We start from the raw sequence: 17,431 nt of genomic DNA, 5'->3' as shown, positions 1-17,431 counted from the left end.
GCAGATGCCACGCTCGCGCCATATCGACAGACCTCGATGGAACGCCCGCGCCCCCGGCGGGCATTCCATCGGGCCCTCGCCCGGAAGGCACCGTTCAGTGAGCACCACCACGCCCACCTCCGCCCACCACGACGAGACGACCGGTCGCCTGTCGACGCTGGACCGCCTGCTGCCCGTGTGGATCGGACTGGCCATGGTGGCCGGCCTCCTGCTGGGCCGCCTCGTGCCGGGCCTGGGTGAGGCCCTGTCCGCCGTCGAGGTCGACGGGGTGTCCCTGCCGATCGCGGTGGGACTGCTCGTGATGATGTACCCGGTCCTGGCGAAGGTCCGCTACGACCGGCTCGACTCGGTCACGGGCGACCGGCGGCTGCTCCTCGGTTCGCTGGTGCTCAACTGGGTGCTCGGACCGGCGCTGATGTTCGCGCTGGCCTGGATCTTCCTGCCGGACCTGCCGGCGTACCGCACGGGTCTGATCATCGTGGGCCTCGCCCGATGCATCGCGATGGTCGTCATCTGGAACGACCTCGCCTGCGGCGACCGTGAGGCCGCGGCCGTGCTGGTGGCGCTGAACTCGATCTTCCAGGTCTTCGCATTCGCCCTCCTCGGCTGGTTCTACCTGTCGGTGCTGCCCGGCTGGTTGGGCCTGTCGCAGACCGGGATCGACGCCTCCACGTGGGACATCGCGCGCTCGGTACTGATCTTCCTGGGGGTGCCGCTGGTGCTCGGTTTCCTCTCCCGCCGCCTGGGGGAGAAGCGCCGCGGGCGGGACTGGTATGAAGCGAGCTTCCTTCCGCGCGTCGGTCCCTGGGCGCTGTACGGCCTGCTCTTCACCATCGTCGTCCTGTTCGCGCTCCAGGGGGAGGCGATCACCTCCAACCCCCTCGACGTCGCCCGGATCGCCCTGCCGCTGCTGGTCTACTTCGCGGTGATGTGGCTCGGCGGGTTCGCCCTCGGGGCGGGCCTCGGTCTCGGGTACGCCCGCACCACGACGCTGGCGTTCACCGCTGCCGGCAACAACTTCGAGCTGGCGATCGCCGTCGCCATCGCCACGTTCGGCGCGACGTCCGGTCAGGCCCTCGCGGGAGTTGTCGGCCCCCTCATCGAGGTGCCGGCGCTCGTCGCACTCGTCTACGTCAGCCTTGCCCTGCGCCGCCGCTTCACCGCCACCCCGAGCCGAAAGGTCCACCCATGAGCGTCGAGCCGAACGACCGCGTCGAGTCGAACGACCGCGTCGAGTGGAGCGAGCGGTCTGCCGCGGCGGCTCCGAGCGAGGGGTCGCGGCCCAGCGTCTTGTTCGTCTGCGTCCACAACGCGGGGCGGTCCCAGATGGCTGCCGCCTACCTGACGCACCTGTCCGGGGGAGCGGTCGAGGTGCGGTCGGCTGGCTCTGCCCCGGGCGCCCACGTCAACCCCTCGGCCGTCGCCGCGATGGCCGAGGAGGGCATCGACATCTCGGCCGAGCAGCCGAAGATCCTGACGACCCAGGCGGTGCAGGTGTCCGATGTCGTCATCACGATGGGGTGCGGCGACACCTGTCCCTACTTCCCGGGGAAGCGGTACGAGGACTGGGTGCTCGACGACCCGGCCGGTCAGGGGATCGAGGCGGTCCGCCCCATCCGGGACGAGATCAGGTCACGCGTCCTGACCCTGCTGGGCGAGCTCGGCGTCGATCAGGCGGTCTGAGCCAGGCGCAGGCTGCGGGCGAGCTCGTAGACGATCGTCGTCATCCAGCTGAGGGCGCGGTGCGTGGCGGCGTCGAACTCGCGGGAGCGGGCCCAGATCTGCGCGTACGCGGCGCGGGTCGCCTCCTCCGCCCGGCGAGCGTCGCCGGTCACGGCGAGCGACAGCTGGTAGAACCTCGGGGCCGTGTGGTCGTACAGCGTCCCGAAGGCGGTGGTGTCGCCGAGCGCGCTCCGGCGCAACAAACCCTCCAGCTCGGCCGCGGGGACGCTCTGCTCGTCGCGGCGGAACTGTGACCCCTGCGCCACATCCGTCATGTCTTTCACTGTGCCTGCACCCCGGACAATCCGCACCACGGGGACAGTCCGGACGGCCCGAAGGGCCGTAACTCGTCCGAAGGGACCAGTCAGTGGGTGCGGGTGAGCACGCCGAACAGGTCGAGCGAGCAGCAGTTGGGTCACGGGCAGGTCGGCCCCGTGAGGGTCTGGCACGCGCGACGGCCGGCACCCGCCGCGTGGGCGTGGCACCGGCCGTCGCTGGACCGAGGGGTCGCGTCAGCTCGTCCGGGTGGGAGTCCCGGTGGTGGTGCTCGAGGACGAGGTGGTGCTCGACGACGACGTCGTGGACGACGAGGACGTGGTCGACGAGCTGCTCGACGTGGTGGAGGTCGTCGACGTGGTGGTGGTCGCGCCGCAGTAGTAGTTGGAGAGGACGAACTGGCCGCGCCAGGTGTCCGGGACCACCGCGGTCGCATCCTTCACCAAGGTGCCGGTGAAGAAGGCGTCGTAGTGGGCCGTCGGACCGGACTGCTTGCTCTTGCTCACCGTCTGCGAGGTGCCGTCCGTGAGGAGGACCTCGATCGTGTCGGGAGCAGCAGCACCGATCTGGTTGATGATGAAGTGCGCGCCGGTGACGCTGCCGGGGCAGTCGCCCGCATGGTCGGCCAGGCTCGCCTGCTTCACGCTGACGGTCATCGAGCCGGCGGCCTGCGCCGACGTCATGGTGAGTGCCGTGGCGAAGAGGGCGGCCAGGGCGACGAAGAGGGCTGGGATGACCCAGCGGTTGATGGTCACGGTCTTCATGGGTTCCCCGCTCTGCGACGTTGGTGTGGGCGGCCGGGTGGGCCGTCGCCACGGGACTGCTCCCGGACGCCTCAGTGTCCCGAGCAGGTGCAGAGGGGGCCTCGTCCGGAATGGTGAGGGTTTCTGCGCCTCGAGGATGAGTCACGAGCACCCCTCCGTGAGGGGTGCGGACCCCGGCGGCCGTGGAGAGGACAGGGCCCGACCGGCGGGTAGCATGACGCCCGTCCCGTCGCACCCGACCAGATCTCTGGAGCTCTCGCGCGTGAACGTCCCCCACGGCACCCCCAGGCTCGCTGCAGTCATCGTCCTCGCCGCAGGTGAGGGCACCCGGATGAAGTCCTCGACCCCCAAGGTCCTGCACCGGATCGGGGGTCGGACCCTCGTCGGGCACGCGATCGCCGCGGCCCGCGCGGCGCAGCCGGAGCACCTCGCGGTCGTCGTCCGGCACGAGCGCGACCTCGTCGCGGCGCACGTCACCGAGGTCGACGCCTCCGCGGTCATCGCCGACCAGGACGAGGTCAAGGGCACCGGCCGCGCGACCGAGTGCGCTCTCGACGTGCTCCCCGCCGACCTCGACGGCACGGTCCTCGTGACGTATGGCGACGTGCCCCTGCTCGCGGGCGACACCTTGGTGTCGCTGCTGGCCGAGCACGTGGGCTCCGGCAGCGCTGCGACCGTGATCACCGCGCACCTGTCCGACCCGACCGGGTACGGCCGCATCCTGCGTGACGCCGACGGCGGCGTCGAGGGGATCGTCGAGCAGAAGGACGCCACCGACGAGCAGCGGGCGATCACCGAGATCAACTCGGGGATCTACGCGTTCGACGCTGCGGTGCTGCGCGAGGCCCTCGCGAAGGTCGGGACCGACAACGCGCAGGGCGAGAAGTACCTCACCGACGTCCTTGCCATCGCGCGCGGCGCCGGCGGTCGGGTCAGCGCCCACCTCATCGAGGACCTGTGGCAGACCGAGGGCGTGAACGACCGCGTCCAGCTCGCCCGGCTCGGCAAGGAGCTCAACCGCCGCACGACCGAGCGCTGGATGCGCGAGGGCGTCACGATCATCGACCCCGACACCACGTGGATCGACACCGACGTGACCATCGGCCGCGACGCGACCGTCCTGCCCGGGACCCAGCTGCTCGGCGCGACCACCATCGGCGCCCGCGCGGTCATCGGCCCGGACTCCACGCTCACCGACACCGAGGTGGGTGAGGACGCCGAGGTCAAGCGCACCGAGGCCGTGCTGGCCGTCATCGGCGCTGGTGCCACCGTGGGTCCGTTCAGCTACCTGCGCCCCGGCACCGAGCTCGGAGCCAAGGGCAAGATCGGCGGCTTCGTCGAGACGAAGAACGCCAAGATCGCCGACGGCGCGAAGGTCCCGCACCTCACGTATGCCGGCGACGTCACCATCGGTGAGGGCGCCAACATCGGTGCCGGCACGATCTTCGCCAACTACGACGGGGTCGCCAAGCACCACACGACGATCGGCAGGCACAGCTTCGTCGGCTCGAACTCGGTGCTCGTCGCACCGGTGACCATCGCCGACGGCGCGTACGTCGGCGCCGGGTCGGCCGTGACCGGCGACGTCGAGCCCGGGCAGATCTCGGTCGCCCGCGGCCGGCAGCGCAACATCGACGGCTGGGTCGCCCGCGCCCGCGCAGGCACGAAGACCGACGCCGCCGCGAAGGCGGCCCAGGACGCGCAGGCGCCCACGCGGCATACCGACAACTCCACGGAAGGGCAGGGCCAGGCGTGACCGGCATCCTCAAGACCACCGAGAAGAACCTGATGGTCTTCACCGGCCGGGCGCACCCCGGTCTGGCCGAGGAGGTCGCGAGCATGCTCGGGACCGAGCTCGTGCCGACCAGCGCGTACGACTTCGCCAACGGCGAGATCTACGTGCGGTACGAGGAGTCGGTGCGTGGCTCGGACGCGTTCGTCATCCAGAGCCACACCGCCCCGCTCAACGAGGCGATCATGGAGCAGCTCATCATGATCGACGCGCTCAAGCGCGCCTCCGCCAAGCGGATCACCGTGGTGCTGCCGTTCTACGGGTACGCCCGCCAGGACAAGAAGCACCGCGGCCGCGAGCCGATCTCGGCCCGCCTCATGGCCGACCTGTTCAAGACAGCCGGGGCGAACCGCCTCATGGCCGTCGACCTGCACACCGCACAGATCCAGGGCTTCTTCGACGGTCCGGTGGACCACCTCATGGCGCTGCCGATCCTGTCGGAGTACGTCCGCGAGAAGTACGGCCACGAGAAGCTGGCTGTCGTCTCGCCCGACGCCGGTCGGATCAAGGTCGCCGAGCAGTGGTCCGAGCGCCTCGGCCACGCGCCGCTGGCCTTCATCCACAAGACGCGCGACATCAACCGGCCCAACGAGACCGTCGCCAACCGCGTCGTCGGTGAGGTCAAGGGCCGCATCTGCGTGCTCGTCGACGACATGATCGACACCGGTGGCACGATCACCAAGGCGGCCGACGCGCTGATGGCCGACGGGGCCGCAGGGGTCGTCATCGCGGCGACGCACGCCATCTTGTCCGGCCCGGCGATCGAGCGGCTCAAGGCCTGCACCGCGCAGGAGGTCATCGTGACCAACACGCTGCCGATCGACGACGCCCACGACTTCGACAAGCTCACGACGCTGTCGATCGCCCCGCTCATCAGCCGGGCGATCCAGGAGGTCTTCGAGGACGGCTCGGTGACGAGCCTGTTCGACGGCCACGCCTGACCCGGGCATCGCCGCGCCCGACGCGGGTCAGTCGGTCGCGGCCTTCCTCGCGCGGTAGGCGGCGACGTTGGCGCGGTTGCCGCAGCCGCCGTCGCAGTAGCGCTTCGACCGGTTCTTGGACAGGTCGACCACCACGTCCTCGCAGTCGTCGGCCGCACACGTGCGCAGCCGCTCGAGCTCGTCGGCGCGCAGCACGTCGACCATCGCCATCGCCGCCTCGACCGCCATCCGCGTCGCCAGGGGTGCCTCGGGCGGGGTCGCGTGCAGGTGCCAGGACCACCCGTCGTGCCGCACGAGCTGGGGCAGGGCGTCCGCCTCGGCGAGCAGCGCGTTGACCAGCTCGACCGCGCCCTCGGTGTCGACGGCCCACAGCTCGCGCAGGCGTGGCCGCAGCGCCCTGACCGCCTCGAGCTCAGCCGCGTCGTGGGCCCTCGACCCTGTCCACTGCCACTCCTGCACGAACGCATCGAGCTCGTCGAGGGTCTGCAGGTCGTCGGTGTCCGTGGGCAGCGTCTGCGCCGTGTTGACCAGCGCGGCGCACCCCCGCAGGGCCGCCTCGGTGTCATGGGCGAACAGCATCTTGACTCCTGTCATCTGCGATCGCTAGCGTCAGGAGCATAAGGCAGATTGCCCCTGACGCGAATGAGGGTGGAGACAGATGGCGGCTCGGTCGAAGGGTGTCGGCCTGTGGCTCGCGCTCGCATCGGCGGCGACGTTCGGCAGCAGCGGCCCGTTCGCCAAGTCGCTGCTCGTCGAGGGTTGGAGCTCCGGGGCCATCGTGCTCCTGCGGGTCGCCGGCGCGACGCTGGTCCTCGCCGTGCCGACGGTGCTCGCCCTGCGCGGCCGGTGGCACCTCGTGCGCGAGAACCTCGGCGCCGTCCTCGCGTACGGCGCCGTGGCGGTCGCCGGCTGCCAGGTCGCCTACTTCTACGCGGTGCAGCGCCTCGACGTCGGGGTCGCTCTGCTCCTCGAGTACCTCGGGGTGGTCCTCGTCGTCCTCTTCGTCTGGGCCCGCACCCGCCGCGCACCCAGCGCCCTCACCGGCCTCGGCGTGGTGCTGGCCATCGGGGGCCTGGTGCTCGTGCTCGACCTCGGTGGCCAGGCCGCGCCGGACCTCGTCGGCGTGGGCTGGGGACTGCTGGCTGCGGCTGGACTGGCCACCTTCTTCGTCCTCGCGGCCGAGGAGAGCCACCTTCCGCCGGTTGCGCTCGCCGGGCTCGGCATGGGCGCCGGTGCCGTGGCCCTCGGCCTGCTCGGTGCGGTCGGGATCCTGCCCATGCACTTCGTCGCCACGGACGTCGTGCTGCGCGGTGCGCAGGTCCCCTGGTGGGTCGCCATCGGTGAGCTGGCCCTGGTGGCCGCCGCGGCGGCATACCTCCTCGGGGTCACGGCCGCGCGCATCCTCGGCTCCACGGTCGCGTCGTTCGTGGGGCTGACCGAGGTGCTCTTCGCGGTGCTCTTCGCGTGGGTCCTGCTCGGGGAGCTGCCCGGCGTCGTGCAGCTGCTCGGAGGCGTCTGCATCGTCGGGGGAGTGGTGGCCGTCCGGGTGGGCGAGCTGCGCCGCGAACGCTCGGCGCGGGCCACCGCCGCAGCCGACGACGCGGATTTCCCTCTGCCCGCAGGCGTCGCCTAGACTCTCCGGGTTGCCTCGGCGAGGGACACTGCACGGCTCAGGCCGGCACGTCCGTAATTCGACGCGGTGTGGTCTCCGTGCTGCGCCCCGCGTCGAGGCCCACCGCATACTCGAGTCCCCAGGAGTCCCCGTGTCTGACACCAACCTCACGCTCAACGCCGAGAAGCGCACGCAGTTCGGCAAGGGCGCGGCGCGCAAGATCCGCCGCGACCACAAGATCCCCGCCGTCATGTACGGCCACGGCGCCGAGCCGGTGCACATCACCCTCCCCGGCCACGAGACGATGATGGCGCTCAAGACCGCCAACGCCCTGCTCACCATCGTCATCGACGGTGACGAGCAGCTCGCCCTGGCCAAGGACGTGCAGCGCGACGCCATCAAGCCGGTCATCGAGCACGTCGACCTCGTCGTCGTCCGCAAGGGCGAGAAGGTCACCGTCGACGTGCCGGTGCACATCGAGGGCGAGGCCGCTCCCGAGACCGTCGTCACGCTGGACTCGCAGACCCTGCAGCTCGAGGTCGAGGCCACGCACATCCCCGAGAACGTCGTCGTCTCCGTCGAGGGCCTCGAAGCCGGCACGCAGATCAAGGCGTCCGACGTCACCCTGCCGCGCGGCGCCACGCTGGTCGTCGACGAGGAGACGCTCGTCGTGAACATCACCCAGCAGATCTCCCAGGAGGAGCTCGAGGCCGAGCTCGCCGAGGCCGAGGAGGAGGCCGGTATCGAGCGCGAGGAGTCCGACGAGGACGCCGCCGCTGCCGAGGGCGACTCCGAGGGTGCCGAGGGCGAGTCCACGGACGGCGAGAAGGCCGACTCCGAGGACGCCTGAGTCCCTCCGGCGCGGNGGCTGCCGCCGCGCCACCCGGAGCCGCTCCGGCTGCTCCACCCCGCACCACACCGGAAGGCCGGGTCCGTCACGGACCCGGCCTTCCGGCATACTCAACGCCCGTGAGTGCAGACGGGACGTGGCTGGTGGTCGGGCTCGGGAACCCCGGACCGACGTACGCGGGGAACCGCCACAACGTGGGCGCCATGGTGGTCGACGAGCTGGCCCGTCGGGGCTCGGCCTCGCTCACCAAGCACAAGGCGCGGGCCGTCGCAGCGACCATCAGGATCGGCATGCTGCCCGGTGGTGCGCCCGGGCCGCGCGCGGTCGTCGGGGTGCCGCTGTCCTACATGAACGAGTCCGGCGGACCGGTGAAGGCGCTGATGTCGTTCTTCTCCGTCGACCCCGACCACCTCGTGGTGATCCACGACGAGCTCGACATCCCCGCGGGGGAGGTCCGCCTCAAGAAGGGCGGCGGTGAGGGCGGCCACAACGGACTGCGCTCGATCAGCTCCTCGCTCGGCACCAAGGACTACCTGCGCGTGCGCGTCGGCATCGGGCGCCCGCCCGGTCGCATGGACGCCGCCGACTTCGTCCTGCGCGACTTCTCGCCGACCGAGCGCAAGGAGCTGCCGTTCCTGCTGGACAGCGCCGCCGACGCCGCCGAGATGATCGTGACCGAGGGCCTGCAGACCGCCCAGCAGAAGTTCCACAGCCCGGCCTGAGGGCTGCCGAGAGTCGCCCACGGGTCGCCGAAGGCCACTCGGAGGTCCGGCCTGACGGGGTGGACGGGCGATCGGCTGTCCGCCCCACGGAGCGGGCAGTGACTATTTTTGGGACTAGTTCCTTATCCGTAGGCCTACGTCAGTCGAACGTCCGCTGCACTCTGCCTGTTCGTCCGTGCGGGGCCGGGCGAACGGTTCGTGTTCGCGAACTCCACCATCGGTATGAGGTGTCTACGTAGACGGCCCTACACCACCTGGGGTGGAACACCGTCCGTTGCGCGGCGTACAGGTCGAAACCGTTGTCCTGCAAGGCTGACGAAGCCGGTTGATGAGTTCTCCATGACCCATTAACAGGTGGACCGTGGGGGTCTACCTTCGGCCGAAACGGATGGGCAAGGGGTACAAGTCATGACGGATCTCGCGGGGGCGGATTCCGTGTCGTCGATGTCGGAGCCGACGTCGGTCGAGGCGCAGTCGGACGACGGGCTCGGTCGACTCCGGACGCCGGCCGAGGCGATCGGCACGGCCGGGGTGGTCGGCACGCAGGACTGGTCCGAGGTCGCTCCGGAGCACCCGGCCAAGCAGTCCTGGTACCTGCGCTACCGCCGCAGGGCCGTGGCCATGGACCTCGGTGTGGCCGTGCTCGCCGGGGTGTTCTGCACGCTCGTGCCGCTCGGCGACGCGCCGCTGCTGGACCGCGGCCTCGCCGCCCTCGCGCTGCCGGGCGCCTGGTACCTCGCGCTGCTGCTGTGCCACGGGTACGAGCGGCGCTACCTCGGCATCACCGCCGACGAGTACCGTGCCGTCGGCCGGGCCGTGGTGGCCCTCGTCGTGGCCGTCGCCGTCCTCTCCTGGCTCGTGCACGCCGAGATCGCCCGCGGTCTCGTCCTGAGTGCGGCACCGCCGCTGCTGTTCTTCGGCCTCCTCGGCCGCCACCTCCTGCGCCGCGGGCTGCTCGCCCGCCGCGAGGTGGGGGTCGACTCCCAGCGCACCGTGGTGATCGGCAACGTCCGCACTGTCGCCCCCCTCATCCGCCAGCTGCGCCGCGCTCCCGGCGAGGGCATGCAGGTCGTGGGTGCCTGCGTCTCTGGCATCCACACCGAGGGCGACTTCTCCACCGAGATCGAGGGGGTGCCGGTCTTCGGGTACCCCGACGAGGCGATGTACGCCATCGACCTGCTCGACGCCGAGGTCGTCGCGGTGTCCAGCGACCCCGAGCTCAGCGGCCCCAGCCTGCGCCGCCTGGCCTGGAGCCTGGAGGAGCGCGAGGTCGACCTCGTCATCGCCCCCGGCCTGTTCGAGGTCGCCGGCCCGCGCCTGAGCATCCGCCCCTCGGCCGGGATGCCGCTGCTGCACGTGGAGCGCCCGGCCATGTCCGGCGCCCGCCGGCTCTTCAAGCGCACCGTCGACCTGGTGCTCGCGATCACCCTGTCGCTCCTGGCCGCCCCGGTCCTGCTCGCCATCGCGGTCGCCATCCGCTTCGACTCACCCGGTGGCGTCATCTTCCGCCAGACCCGGGTCGGCGCCCGTGGCGAGACCTTCCAGATGCTCAAGTTCCGCACGATGTGCGTCGACGCCGAGCAGCGCAAGGCCGAGCTGGTCACCGCGGTCGACGCCGGCAACACGGTGCTGTTCAAGATGAAGCGCGACCCGCGCATCACCTCGGTGGGCCGGATCCTGCGCCGTCTGTCGATCGACGAGGTGCCCCAGCTCATCAACGTCATCCGTGGCGAGATGTCGCTCGTGGGACCGCGTCCGCCGCTGCCGTCCGAGGTCGCCGGCTACGAGGCCGACGCCACCCGCCGGCTGCGCGTCAAGCCCGGCCTGACCGGTCTGTGGCAGGTCAGCGGTCGCAGCGACCTCTCCTGGGACGAGTCCCTGCGGCTCGACCTCTGGTACGTCGACAACTGGTCGCTGCTGCTCGACCTGCAGATCATCGTCCGCACCGCCAAGGCCGTGCTGCGCGGGACCGGGGCGTACTGATGTCCCTGCGTCGCCTCACCGCTGCCCTCGCCGTCGGCCTCGTCGGTGCCGCCCTCGTGTCCGGCTGCTCGTCCGACCCGACGACGCCGACCGCCGCGAGCCGGACCGGCGCCGTCGGTGCGGTGTCCTCCTCGGGCACGAGCACGCCGAGCGCCTCGGCCACCTCGTCGGCCACGACGAAGGGCTCGGCCACGACCGAGCCCTCGCAGAGCCCGACGACGTCCGCCACCGTGGCGCCGCCGCTGCCCCAGCCGGTGCAGTCCGTGCCCAAGGTCAAGCGCTCCGGTGGCGCCACCACGCCGTCGGTGACGGCCCCCGCGGCGAAGTTCAGCGCGCCGGTGAAGTACCCCGACGGTGTCCGCCTCGAGATCGTCAAGACCAACCGGGCCACCGAGACCGGTCACGGCCCCGGCGTGATGGCGGGTCGTGAGTACGTCCGCTTCCAGCTCAAGCTCACCAACGGCTCGGCCAAGGCGATCAACCTCAACGAGGTCGTCCTCACCACCTACTACTCGTCGTCCAAGCAGCTCGCCGCCCCGGTCTACACCGAGAGCGCGAAGACCTACGACTTCTCCGGCACCGTCGCCCCCGGCAAGTCCGCCACCGCCTACTACGCCTTCGCCGTCCCGGACTCCGGGCTCAAGAAGCTCACCATGGTCGTCGACTTCGACGGACTGCACACCTCGGCCACCTACACCGGCGCGGTCGTGCTCTCGTGAGCACGTCCCGGGGCCTGACGACCGGGCGGCTGCGGTCGCTCGCGACGTCGCACGCCTCGGGTGCCGTCGTCGCCCAGGTCTGGCAGGCGGCGGCGAGCTTCGCGCTCCAGGTCGTCGCCGCGCACGTGCTCGGCGCCGAGGGCCTCGGTCTCGTCTCGCTCTGCCTGGGGACGATCGTCCTCGTGACCGCGCTCACCAGCGGCTTCGTCGGTGACTCCCTCACCGTCCTGGACCGGGCTGACTCGCGGGTCCGTGGCGGGCTCCAGTGGTGGACCGCGGTCCTCGCCACGACCGGTCCGGCGCTCGCCGCCGCGGTGCTGTGGGGCTCGGGGTCGCTCGACGCGGCGGAGGCGGGCCTGTTCTTCCTCGCTGCTGCCCTCTTCGCCGTCGAGGAGGTCGGTCGCCGGCTCCTCATGGCGTCGCTGCGGTTCTGGCGGCTCGTGGCCGTGGACTCGGTGGCGCTGGTGACCGCGCTCGCCGCGCTGGTCGTCATGGGCCTCACCGGTGGGGTCACCCTCAGCAGCTTCCTCGCGGCTGTCGCCCTCGGCCAGGCCGCCGGTCTGCTCACCGTCGCCGCCGTGCTCGCACCGGGAGACCGGTGGGCGGCCCCCGCCCGTGGCGGCGCGGTCCGCGAGGTCGCGTCCTTCGGCGTATGGCGCGGGGCCCAGGTCGCGGTCAACCCCGGGGTGTTCACCGCCCTGCGCCTGCTCGTGGTCGCCGTGGCAGGAGCTGCCGCCCTCGGTCACCTCGAGGCCGCCCGGATCCTCGTCGCCCCCGCGCTGCTCATGGTGCAGGGCCTCGGCTCCTACCTGCTCGCCTCCTACGGTCGCGACCGCGGACTGCGGCTCGAGGCGCTCGCCGGGCGCGCCCGCCGCGGAAGCCTCGGCCTCGTCCTCGGTGCCCTCGCCGTCGGCGCCGTGCTCTGGGCCGTCACCCCGGTCCTCGGTCCGTGGGTCACCGGCGACGAGTTCGCCGTCCCCCGCCTCGCCGTCGCCGGGTGGGCGGTCTACGCCGCGGCCATCGCGTCCATGCAGCCGGTCGTCAGCCTGGCAGCGGCACGGGGTCGCCAGCGGGCGATGCTCGGGGTGCGCCTCATGGACGCCGGCATCTCGCTGCTGGCCCTCGTCCTCTGGCTGCTCGGCGACCTGCCCGCCGAGGCCACCCCCTTCGTCCTCGCCCTCGGTCCCGTCGCCGCCGGGCTCTGCACCCGCTTCGCGATCCTGGCGCCGATGCTCCGTGACGAGCAGCGCTCCACCGTGTCCTCCCCGCAGTCCCACTCCACCACCGACGCCCTGGCAGCTCCGGCCACCGCGCAGCCCCGAGAGGCAGCACACCATGCACGTTGAGGAACTCGGCGGGCTCGTCCGCCGCGCTGTCGCCGCAGCCGCCACCGCGGCGGTCGTCCTCGGAGGGATGACCGCCCTCTCCGGCGGTGCCTCGGCCGCCGAGCCGCCGGCGCCCCCTGCCGCCGCCCCGGTCACCGCCGACGCCCTGCCCACCTGGCAGATCAACGGCGTCGTCTGGAGCCAGGCCATCGTCGGCAACACCGTCTACGTGACCGGCAGCTTCACCAAGGCCCGGCCGCCGGGCGTCGCCGTGGGCGGCGCCGGCGAGGTCGACGCCCTCAACATCTTCGCCTACGACATCACCACCGGTAACCGGGTGGAGTCGTTCAACCACGCGCTCAACGCGCAGGGCATGGTCATCCGCGCCTCGGCCGACGGTTCGCGCGTCATCGTCGGCGGCGACTTCACCACGGTCGACGGGGTCGCCCGCGGTCACGTCGCCTCCTTCTCCACCGCCGACGGCTCCCTGACGTCCTGGGCGCCGAACGTCGGCGGCCAGGTCCGCGCCCTCGCGACCACTCCCTCCACGGTCTACGTCGGTGGCACCTTCCCCTCGGCCAACGGCCAGACCCGGGGCGCGCTCGCGGCGTTCTCCTCGACGTCCAGCACGATGCTCCCGTGGGCCCCCGTCGCCGGCGGGTCCAACGCCAGCGTGATGGCGCTGCTCATGTCGCCCGACCAGAGCCGCGTCATCGCCGCGGGTTCCTTCGAGACGCTGAGCGGCGTCGCCGCGTACGGCATGGGCTCGCTCGACGCGTCCACCGCGGACGTCCTCCGGTGGGACGCCAACACCAAGATCCGCACCGCCGGCCTCAACGGCGGCATCACCAGCCTCAGCACCGACGGCACCCAGGTCTTCGGCACCGGCTACGCGTTCGGCACCGGGGCGTCCTTCGAGGGCAACTTCTCGGCCGACCCGACCACCGGGGCGCTCAACTGGGTCAACGACTGCCTCGGTGACGAGTACAGCTCCTTCCCGATGAACCAGACGCTGTACACCGTGGGCCACGTCCACGACTGCTCCGTCGTCGGCGGTTTCCCGGACACCAACCCGCGCTCGCGCTGGCAGAAGGCCACCGCCTTCCCGACCTACCCCACCGGCACGACCACCGTGAAGGACGCCTACGGCTGGGACTTCCGCGGACTGCCGTTCACCGGCATGACCCACTGGTACCCCGACCTGGAGTTCGGCACCGTCACCCCGGACCGGCAGGCCGCCTGGTCGGTCACCGGCAACGGCACCTACATCACCCTGGGCGGCGAGTTCCCCATGGTGAACAGCGTGGCCCAGCAGGGCCTGGTCCGGTTCGCGATGCCGTCCGCGGCCCCGAAGCTGTCCAAGCCGATCTACACCACGGCCATCAACCCGGTCGCGACCTCGACCGAGGCGGGCAAGGTCAAGCTCACCTGGGGCTCGGTCTGGGACCGCGACGACGCGACCCTGACCTACGACGTCTACCGTGACGGCGGCGCCACGATCGGCAACGTCTCGGGTCCCGGCATCTGGTACCGCCTGCCCGGCCTCACGTTCACCGACACCGGGGTCGCCCCCGGCACGACGCACACGTACAAGGTCCGCGCCAAGGACAAGGACGGCAACATCCAGTGGAGCCTCGCCTCCGCACCGGTGACCGTCTCGAGCAGCCCCGCGGCGCCATACGTCGACGCGGTGCGTGCCGACGGTGCGACGCACCTGTGGCGCCTCGGTGACAGCGGTCCCGGCATCACCGACGCCACCGGCGTCGGGGTGGGGACGTCCACCGGGCTGACCTTCGGCCAGGCCGGGGCCGTGGCCGGTGACACGGCGGTGCAGTCCGCCGGTGGCGCCACCCCGAAGGCGTGGACGACGTTCGTCGAGAACCACGCGGCCGAGGTGACGGTCGAGGGCTGGATCCAGACGACCAGCTCCTCAGGAGGACGCATCGTCGGGTTCGGCACGAGCCAGTCCGGGACGTCCAACGCAGCGACCAACGACATGGTGCTCTACGTCAACAGCGCCAACAAGCTCGCCTTCACCCTGATGAACGGCACGGCCCGCACGGTCGCGAGTGCCCGCACCGTCAACGACGGTCAGTGGCACCACGTCGCGGCGACCGCCGGCGCCACGGGCGTCTCGCTGTTCGTCGACGGACGCCGGGTCGCCCGCGACCAGGCGCCGGTCTCGATGGCGACCTTCGCCGGGTACTGGAGGCTCCTGGGTGACCAGACGTCCAACCTGGCGAACAAGCCCACCAACGCAGCGCTCGCCGGCTCCGTCGACGAGGTCGCCGTGTACCCGAGCGCCCTCAGCCAGGCCCAGCTGCAGTCGCACTACCTCGCCTCCGGCCGTCCGGCGGCCTGGTCGACGCCGCCCACCGACGCGTACGCCGCCTCGGTCACGGCCAACTCGCCCGAGCTCTACTGGCGGCTCGGCGAGGCCAACGGCTCCACCGCGGTCGACTCCTCGACCTCGGGCCACGACGGCACCTACGTCACCGGCGTCACCCTCGGCGCAGCCGGGTCGCCGGCCTCGGGCTCGGGCACCGCGGTCACGCTGAACGGGTCCTCCGGCCTCGTCGTCGACAAGGAGTCGTGGACCAACCCGCGCACCTACTCCGCGGAGCTGTGGTTCAAGACGACCACGACCCGCGGCGGCAAGCTCATCGGCTTCGGCAACGCGCAGACCGGGCTGAGCGGCACCTACGACCGCCAGGTCGTGATGCTCAACAGCGGGCGCCTGCAGTTCGGCGTGAACGGCGCGGTCCGCAGCCTCGCCGAGTCCACGGCCTCCTACAACAACGGCCAGTGGCACCACCTCGTGGCCACGCAGGGCGCGAACGGCATGGTCCTGTGGGTCGACGGCGCGGTCGCGGCCTCGAACCCGTCCACCGACTCGTCGAACTACACCGGCTGGTGGCGCATCGGCGGTGACCGCACCTTCGGCGGCACGACGAGCAACTACATCGCGGCGACGATCGACGAGGCAGCGGTCTACCCGACGGCCCTGACCGCCGCGCAGGTCCGCAGCCACTACGAGGCCGCCGGCTTCACCGCGACCAACCAGTCGCCGACCGCGGCCTTCACGAGCTCCCAGTCCTTCCTGACGACGTCGGTCAACGCATCGACCTCGAGCGACCCCGACGACGGGATCGCCTCGTACGCCTGGGACTTCGGCGACGGCGCCACCGACACGGGGGTGACGGCGAGCCACACGTATGCCGCCGCGGGCACCTACACGGTGCGCCTCACCGTCACCGACGACCGGGGTGCCACCAACAGCACGACCCGCTCGGTCACCGTGGTGTCGAACCAGGCCCCGACGGCGTCCTTCACCGACTCCGCGTCGTTCCTCGCCCTGAGCGTCAACGGGTCGGCGTCCAGCGACGCCGACGGCACCGTGGCCTCCTACGCCTGGGACTTCGGTGACGGTGGCACCGACACCGGTGCCACGGCCAGCCACACGTATGCCGCGGCGGGCACCTACACGGTGCGCCTCACCGTCACCGACGACAAGGGAGCCACCGGCACCACCGCGCGTGCGGTGACGGTCGCCACGGCGCCGAACCAGCCGCCGACGGCAGCGTTCACCCACAGCGAGTCGTTCCTGCGGACCTCGGTCGACGGCGCAGGGTCGAGCGACGCTGACGGCACCGTCGCGTCGTACTCGTGGAGCTGGGGTGACGGCACCGCGAACGGCAGTGGCGCCACCGCCACCCACACCTACGCGGCAGCCGGCACCTACACCGTGCAGCTCACGGTGACCGACGACGACGGCGACACGGGGACCACCTCCTCGTCGGTCACGGTCGTGGCCAACCAGGCACCGACCGCCTCGTTCACCGACACCGAGTCGTTCCTCGACCTGGCCGTCAACGGCTCGGCCTCGAGCGACCCCGACGGCACCCTGGCGTCGTACTCGTGGAGCTGGGGTGACGGCACCGCGAACGGCAGTGGCGCCACTGCCACCCACACCTACGCCGCGAGCGGGTCCTACACCGTCCGCCTCACCGTCACCGACGACCAGGGCACCACGGGCACCACGACGAAGAGCATCACCGTCGCAGCGCCGGTGGCCCTCGCCGCGGACGCCTTCGAGCGCACGCTGGCCACGGGCTGGGGCACGGCCGACACCGGTGGCGCCTGGACCCTGGGTGGCGTCGCGACCCGGTGGAGCGTCTCCGGTGGCATGGGTCGGGTGAGCCTCAACGCCGGTGACGGCTACACGGCGTCGCTGTCCTCGGTCAGCAGCACGGACAACGAGTTCCGGGCCACGGTGACCACCGACAAGGTGCCCACGGGCGGTGGTCAGTACGTCAGCCTCATGGGTCGTCGCGTGAGCACGACGCTGGACTACCGGGCCAAGGTCCGCTTCGCCTCGACGGGTGCGGTGGCCGTCTGGCTGACCCGCAACGAGAGCGCCACGGAGACCGTCCTCACGAGCATCACCGTCCCCGGCCTCACGTTCGCCGCCGGTGACAAGGTGCAGGTCAAGCTCCAGACGTACGGCACGGCACCCACGACGATGCGGGTCAAGATCTGGAAGGCAGGGACCACAGAGCCCAGCGCCTGGCTCCTGACCGGCACGGACAGCACGACAGCACTCCAGGCACCGGGGTCGATCGGCCTCTACGCCTACCTGAGCGGCAGCACCACCAATGGTCCTGTCGGATACGGCGTCGACGACCTGTGGGTCGGGCCTCGCAACTGATGAACAACCGGGATGTC

The 17,431-nt window shown here is 71.4% G+C and carries 14 protein-coding genes; 11 read left to right on the top strand and 3 right to left on the bottom strand.

Annotated elements, in window-relative coordinates; genetic code table 11:
* Positions 1 to 97 precede the first annotated feature (97 nt).
* Positions 98 to 1,192 carry an ACR3 family arsenite efflux transporter gene (gene arsB, locus ABD286_RS11685; RefSeq protein WP_344193567.1) on the top strand — a complete coding sequence of 365 codons (1,095 nt, stop codon included), beginning with the start codon at positions 98 to 100 and terminating at the stop codon, positions 1,190 to 1,192.
* Positions 1,189 to 1,683 (top strand): arsenate reductase ArsC, encoded by a 495-nt coding sequence (locus ABD286_RS11680; RefSeq protein WP_344193565.1) that lies wholly within the window; start codon positions 1,189 to 1,191, stop codon positions 1,681 to 1,683. The genes arsB and ABD286_RS11680 overlap by 4 nt, the downstream gene beginning before the upstream one ends.
* Here the strand turns inward: ABD286_RS11680 and ABD286_RS11675 are convergent.
* Both ABD286_RS11675 and ABD286_RS11670 read right to left on the bottom strand, forming a co-directional pair.
* Positions 1,671 to 1,997, bottom strand: a complete 327-nt coding sequence (locus ABD286_RS11675; RefSeq protein WP_344193563.1) for a sigma-70 family RNA polymerase sigma factor — start codon at positions 1,995 to 1,997, stop codon at positions 1,671 to 1,673. The two genes, ABD286_RS11680 and ABD286_RS11675, sit on opposite strands and share 13 nt — an antisense overlap.
* A gap of 237 nt (positions 1,998 to 2,234) precedes the next feature.
* Positions 2,235 to 2,762, bottom strand: coding sequence for a hypothetical protein (locus tag ABD286_RS11670; RefSeq protein ID WP_344193561.1), 528 nt, complete (start codon positions 2,760 to 2,762; stop codon positions 2,235 to 2,237).
* Positions 2,763 to 3,024: 262 nt separating this feature from the next.
* Here ABD286_RS11670 and glmU point away from each other — a divergent pair, with 262 nt between their 5' ends.
* Positions 3,025 to 4,518 carry a bifunctional UDP-N-acetylglucosamine diphosphorylase/glucosamine-1-phosphate N-acetyltransferase GlmU gene (gene glmU, locus ABD286_RS11665; protein WP_344193559.1) on the top strand — a complete coding sequence of 498 codons (1,494 nt, stop codon included), beginning with the start codon at positions 3,025 to 3,027 and terminating at the stop codon, positions 4,516 to 4,518.
* Positions 4,515 to 5,495, top strand: coding sequence for a ribose-phosphate diphosphokinase (locus ABD286_RS11660; RefSeq protein ID WP_344193557.1), 981 nt, complete (start codon positions 4,515 to 4,517; stop codon positions 5,493 to 5,495). Before glmU ends, ABD286_RS11660 begins: the two co-directional genes overlap by 4 nt.
* A 27-nt stretch (positions 5,496 to 5,522) precedes the next feature.
* On the opposite strand, the gene ABD286_RS11655 is transcribed toward ABD286_RS11660, so the two are convergent.
* Entirely contained in the window at positions 5,523 to 6,074 is a 552-nt protein-coding gene (locus ABD286_RS11655) for a CGNR zinc finger domain-containing protein (protein ID WP_344193683.1), read from the bottom strand.
* Positions 6,075 to 6,153: 79 nt separating this feature from the next.
* On the opposite strand from ABD286_RS11655, the gene ABD286_RS11650 reads away from it, so the two are divergent.
* The 7 genes from ABD286_RS11650 to ABD286_RS11620 all read left to right on the top strand — a co-directional run bounded on the left by ABD286_RS11650 (position 6,154) and on the right by ABD286_RS11620 (position 17,414).
* Positions 6,154 to 7,128, top strand: coding sequence for an EamA family transporter (locus tag ABD286_RS11650; RefSeq protein WP_344193555.1), 975 nt, complete (start codon positions 6,154 to 6,156; stop codon positions 7,126 to 7,128).
* A gap of 130 nt (positions 7,129 to 7,258) precedes the next feature.
* Entirely contained in the window at positions 7,259 to 7,957 is a 699-nt protein-coding gene (locus tag ABD286_RS11645; RefSeq protein ID WP_344193553.1) for a 50S ribosomal protein L25/general stress protein Ctc, read from the top strand.
* 119 nt (positions 7,958 to 8,076) lie between these two features.
* Positions 8,077 to 8,679: an aminoacyl-tRNA hydrolase gene (gene pth / locus ABD286_RS11640; protein ID WP_344193551.1), complete on the top strand. Its 603-nt coding sequence runs from the start codon at positions 8,077 to 8,079 to the stop codon at positions 8,677 to 8,679.
* A 408-nt stretch (positions 8,680 to 9,087) separates the two neighbouring features.
* Positions 9,088 to 10,662, top strand: a complete 1,575-nt coding sequence (locus ABD286_RS11635) for a sugar transferase (protein WP_344193549.1) — start codon at positions 9,088 to 9,090, stop codon at positions 10,660 to 10,662.
* Positions 10,662 to 11,381, top strand: a complete 720-nt coding sequence (locus ABD286_RS11630) for a DUF4352 domain-containing protein (protein WP_344193547.1) — start codon at positions 10,662 to 10,664, stop codon at positions 11,379 to 11,381. Before ABD286_RS11635 ends, ABD286_RS11630 begins: the two co-directional genes overlap by 1 nt.
* Positions 11,378 to 12,727 (top strand): hypothetical protein, encoded by a 1,350-nt coding sequence (locus tag ABD286_RS11625; RefSeq protein ID WP_344193545.1) that lies wholly within the window; start codon positions 11,378 to 11,380, stop codon positions 12,725 to 12,727. The genes ABD286_RS11630 and ABD286_RS11625 overlap by 4 nt, the downstream gene beginning before the upstream one ends.
* Positions 12,717 to 17,414: a PKD domain-containing protein gene (locus ABD286_RS11620; protein ID WP_344193543.1), complete on the top strand. Its 4,698-nt coding sequence runs from the start codon at positions 12,717 to 12,719 to the stop codon at positions 17,412 to 17,414. Before ABD286_RS11625 ends, ABD286_RS11620 begins: the two co-directional genes overlap by 11 nt.
* The last annotated feature ends 17 nt before the right edge of the window (positions 17,415 to 17,431 follow it).

The organism is Pedococcus aerophilus, assembly GCF_039532215.1.
Classification (GTDB): Bacteria; Actinomycetota; Actinomycetes; order Actinomycetales; family Dermatophilaceae; genus Pedococcus; species Pedococcus aerophilus.
Note: the sequence above shows the minus strand (reverse complement) of the source record. Positions and strands in the feature narration are given on the sequence as shown.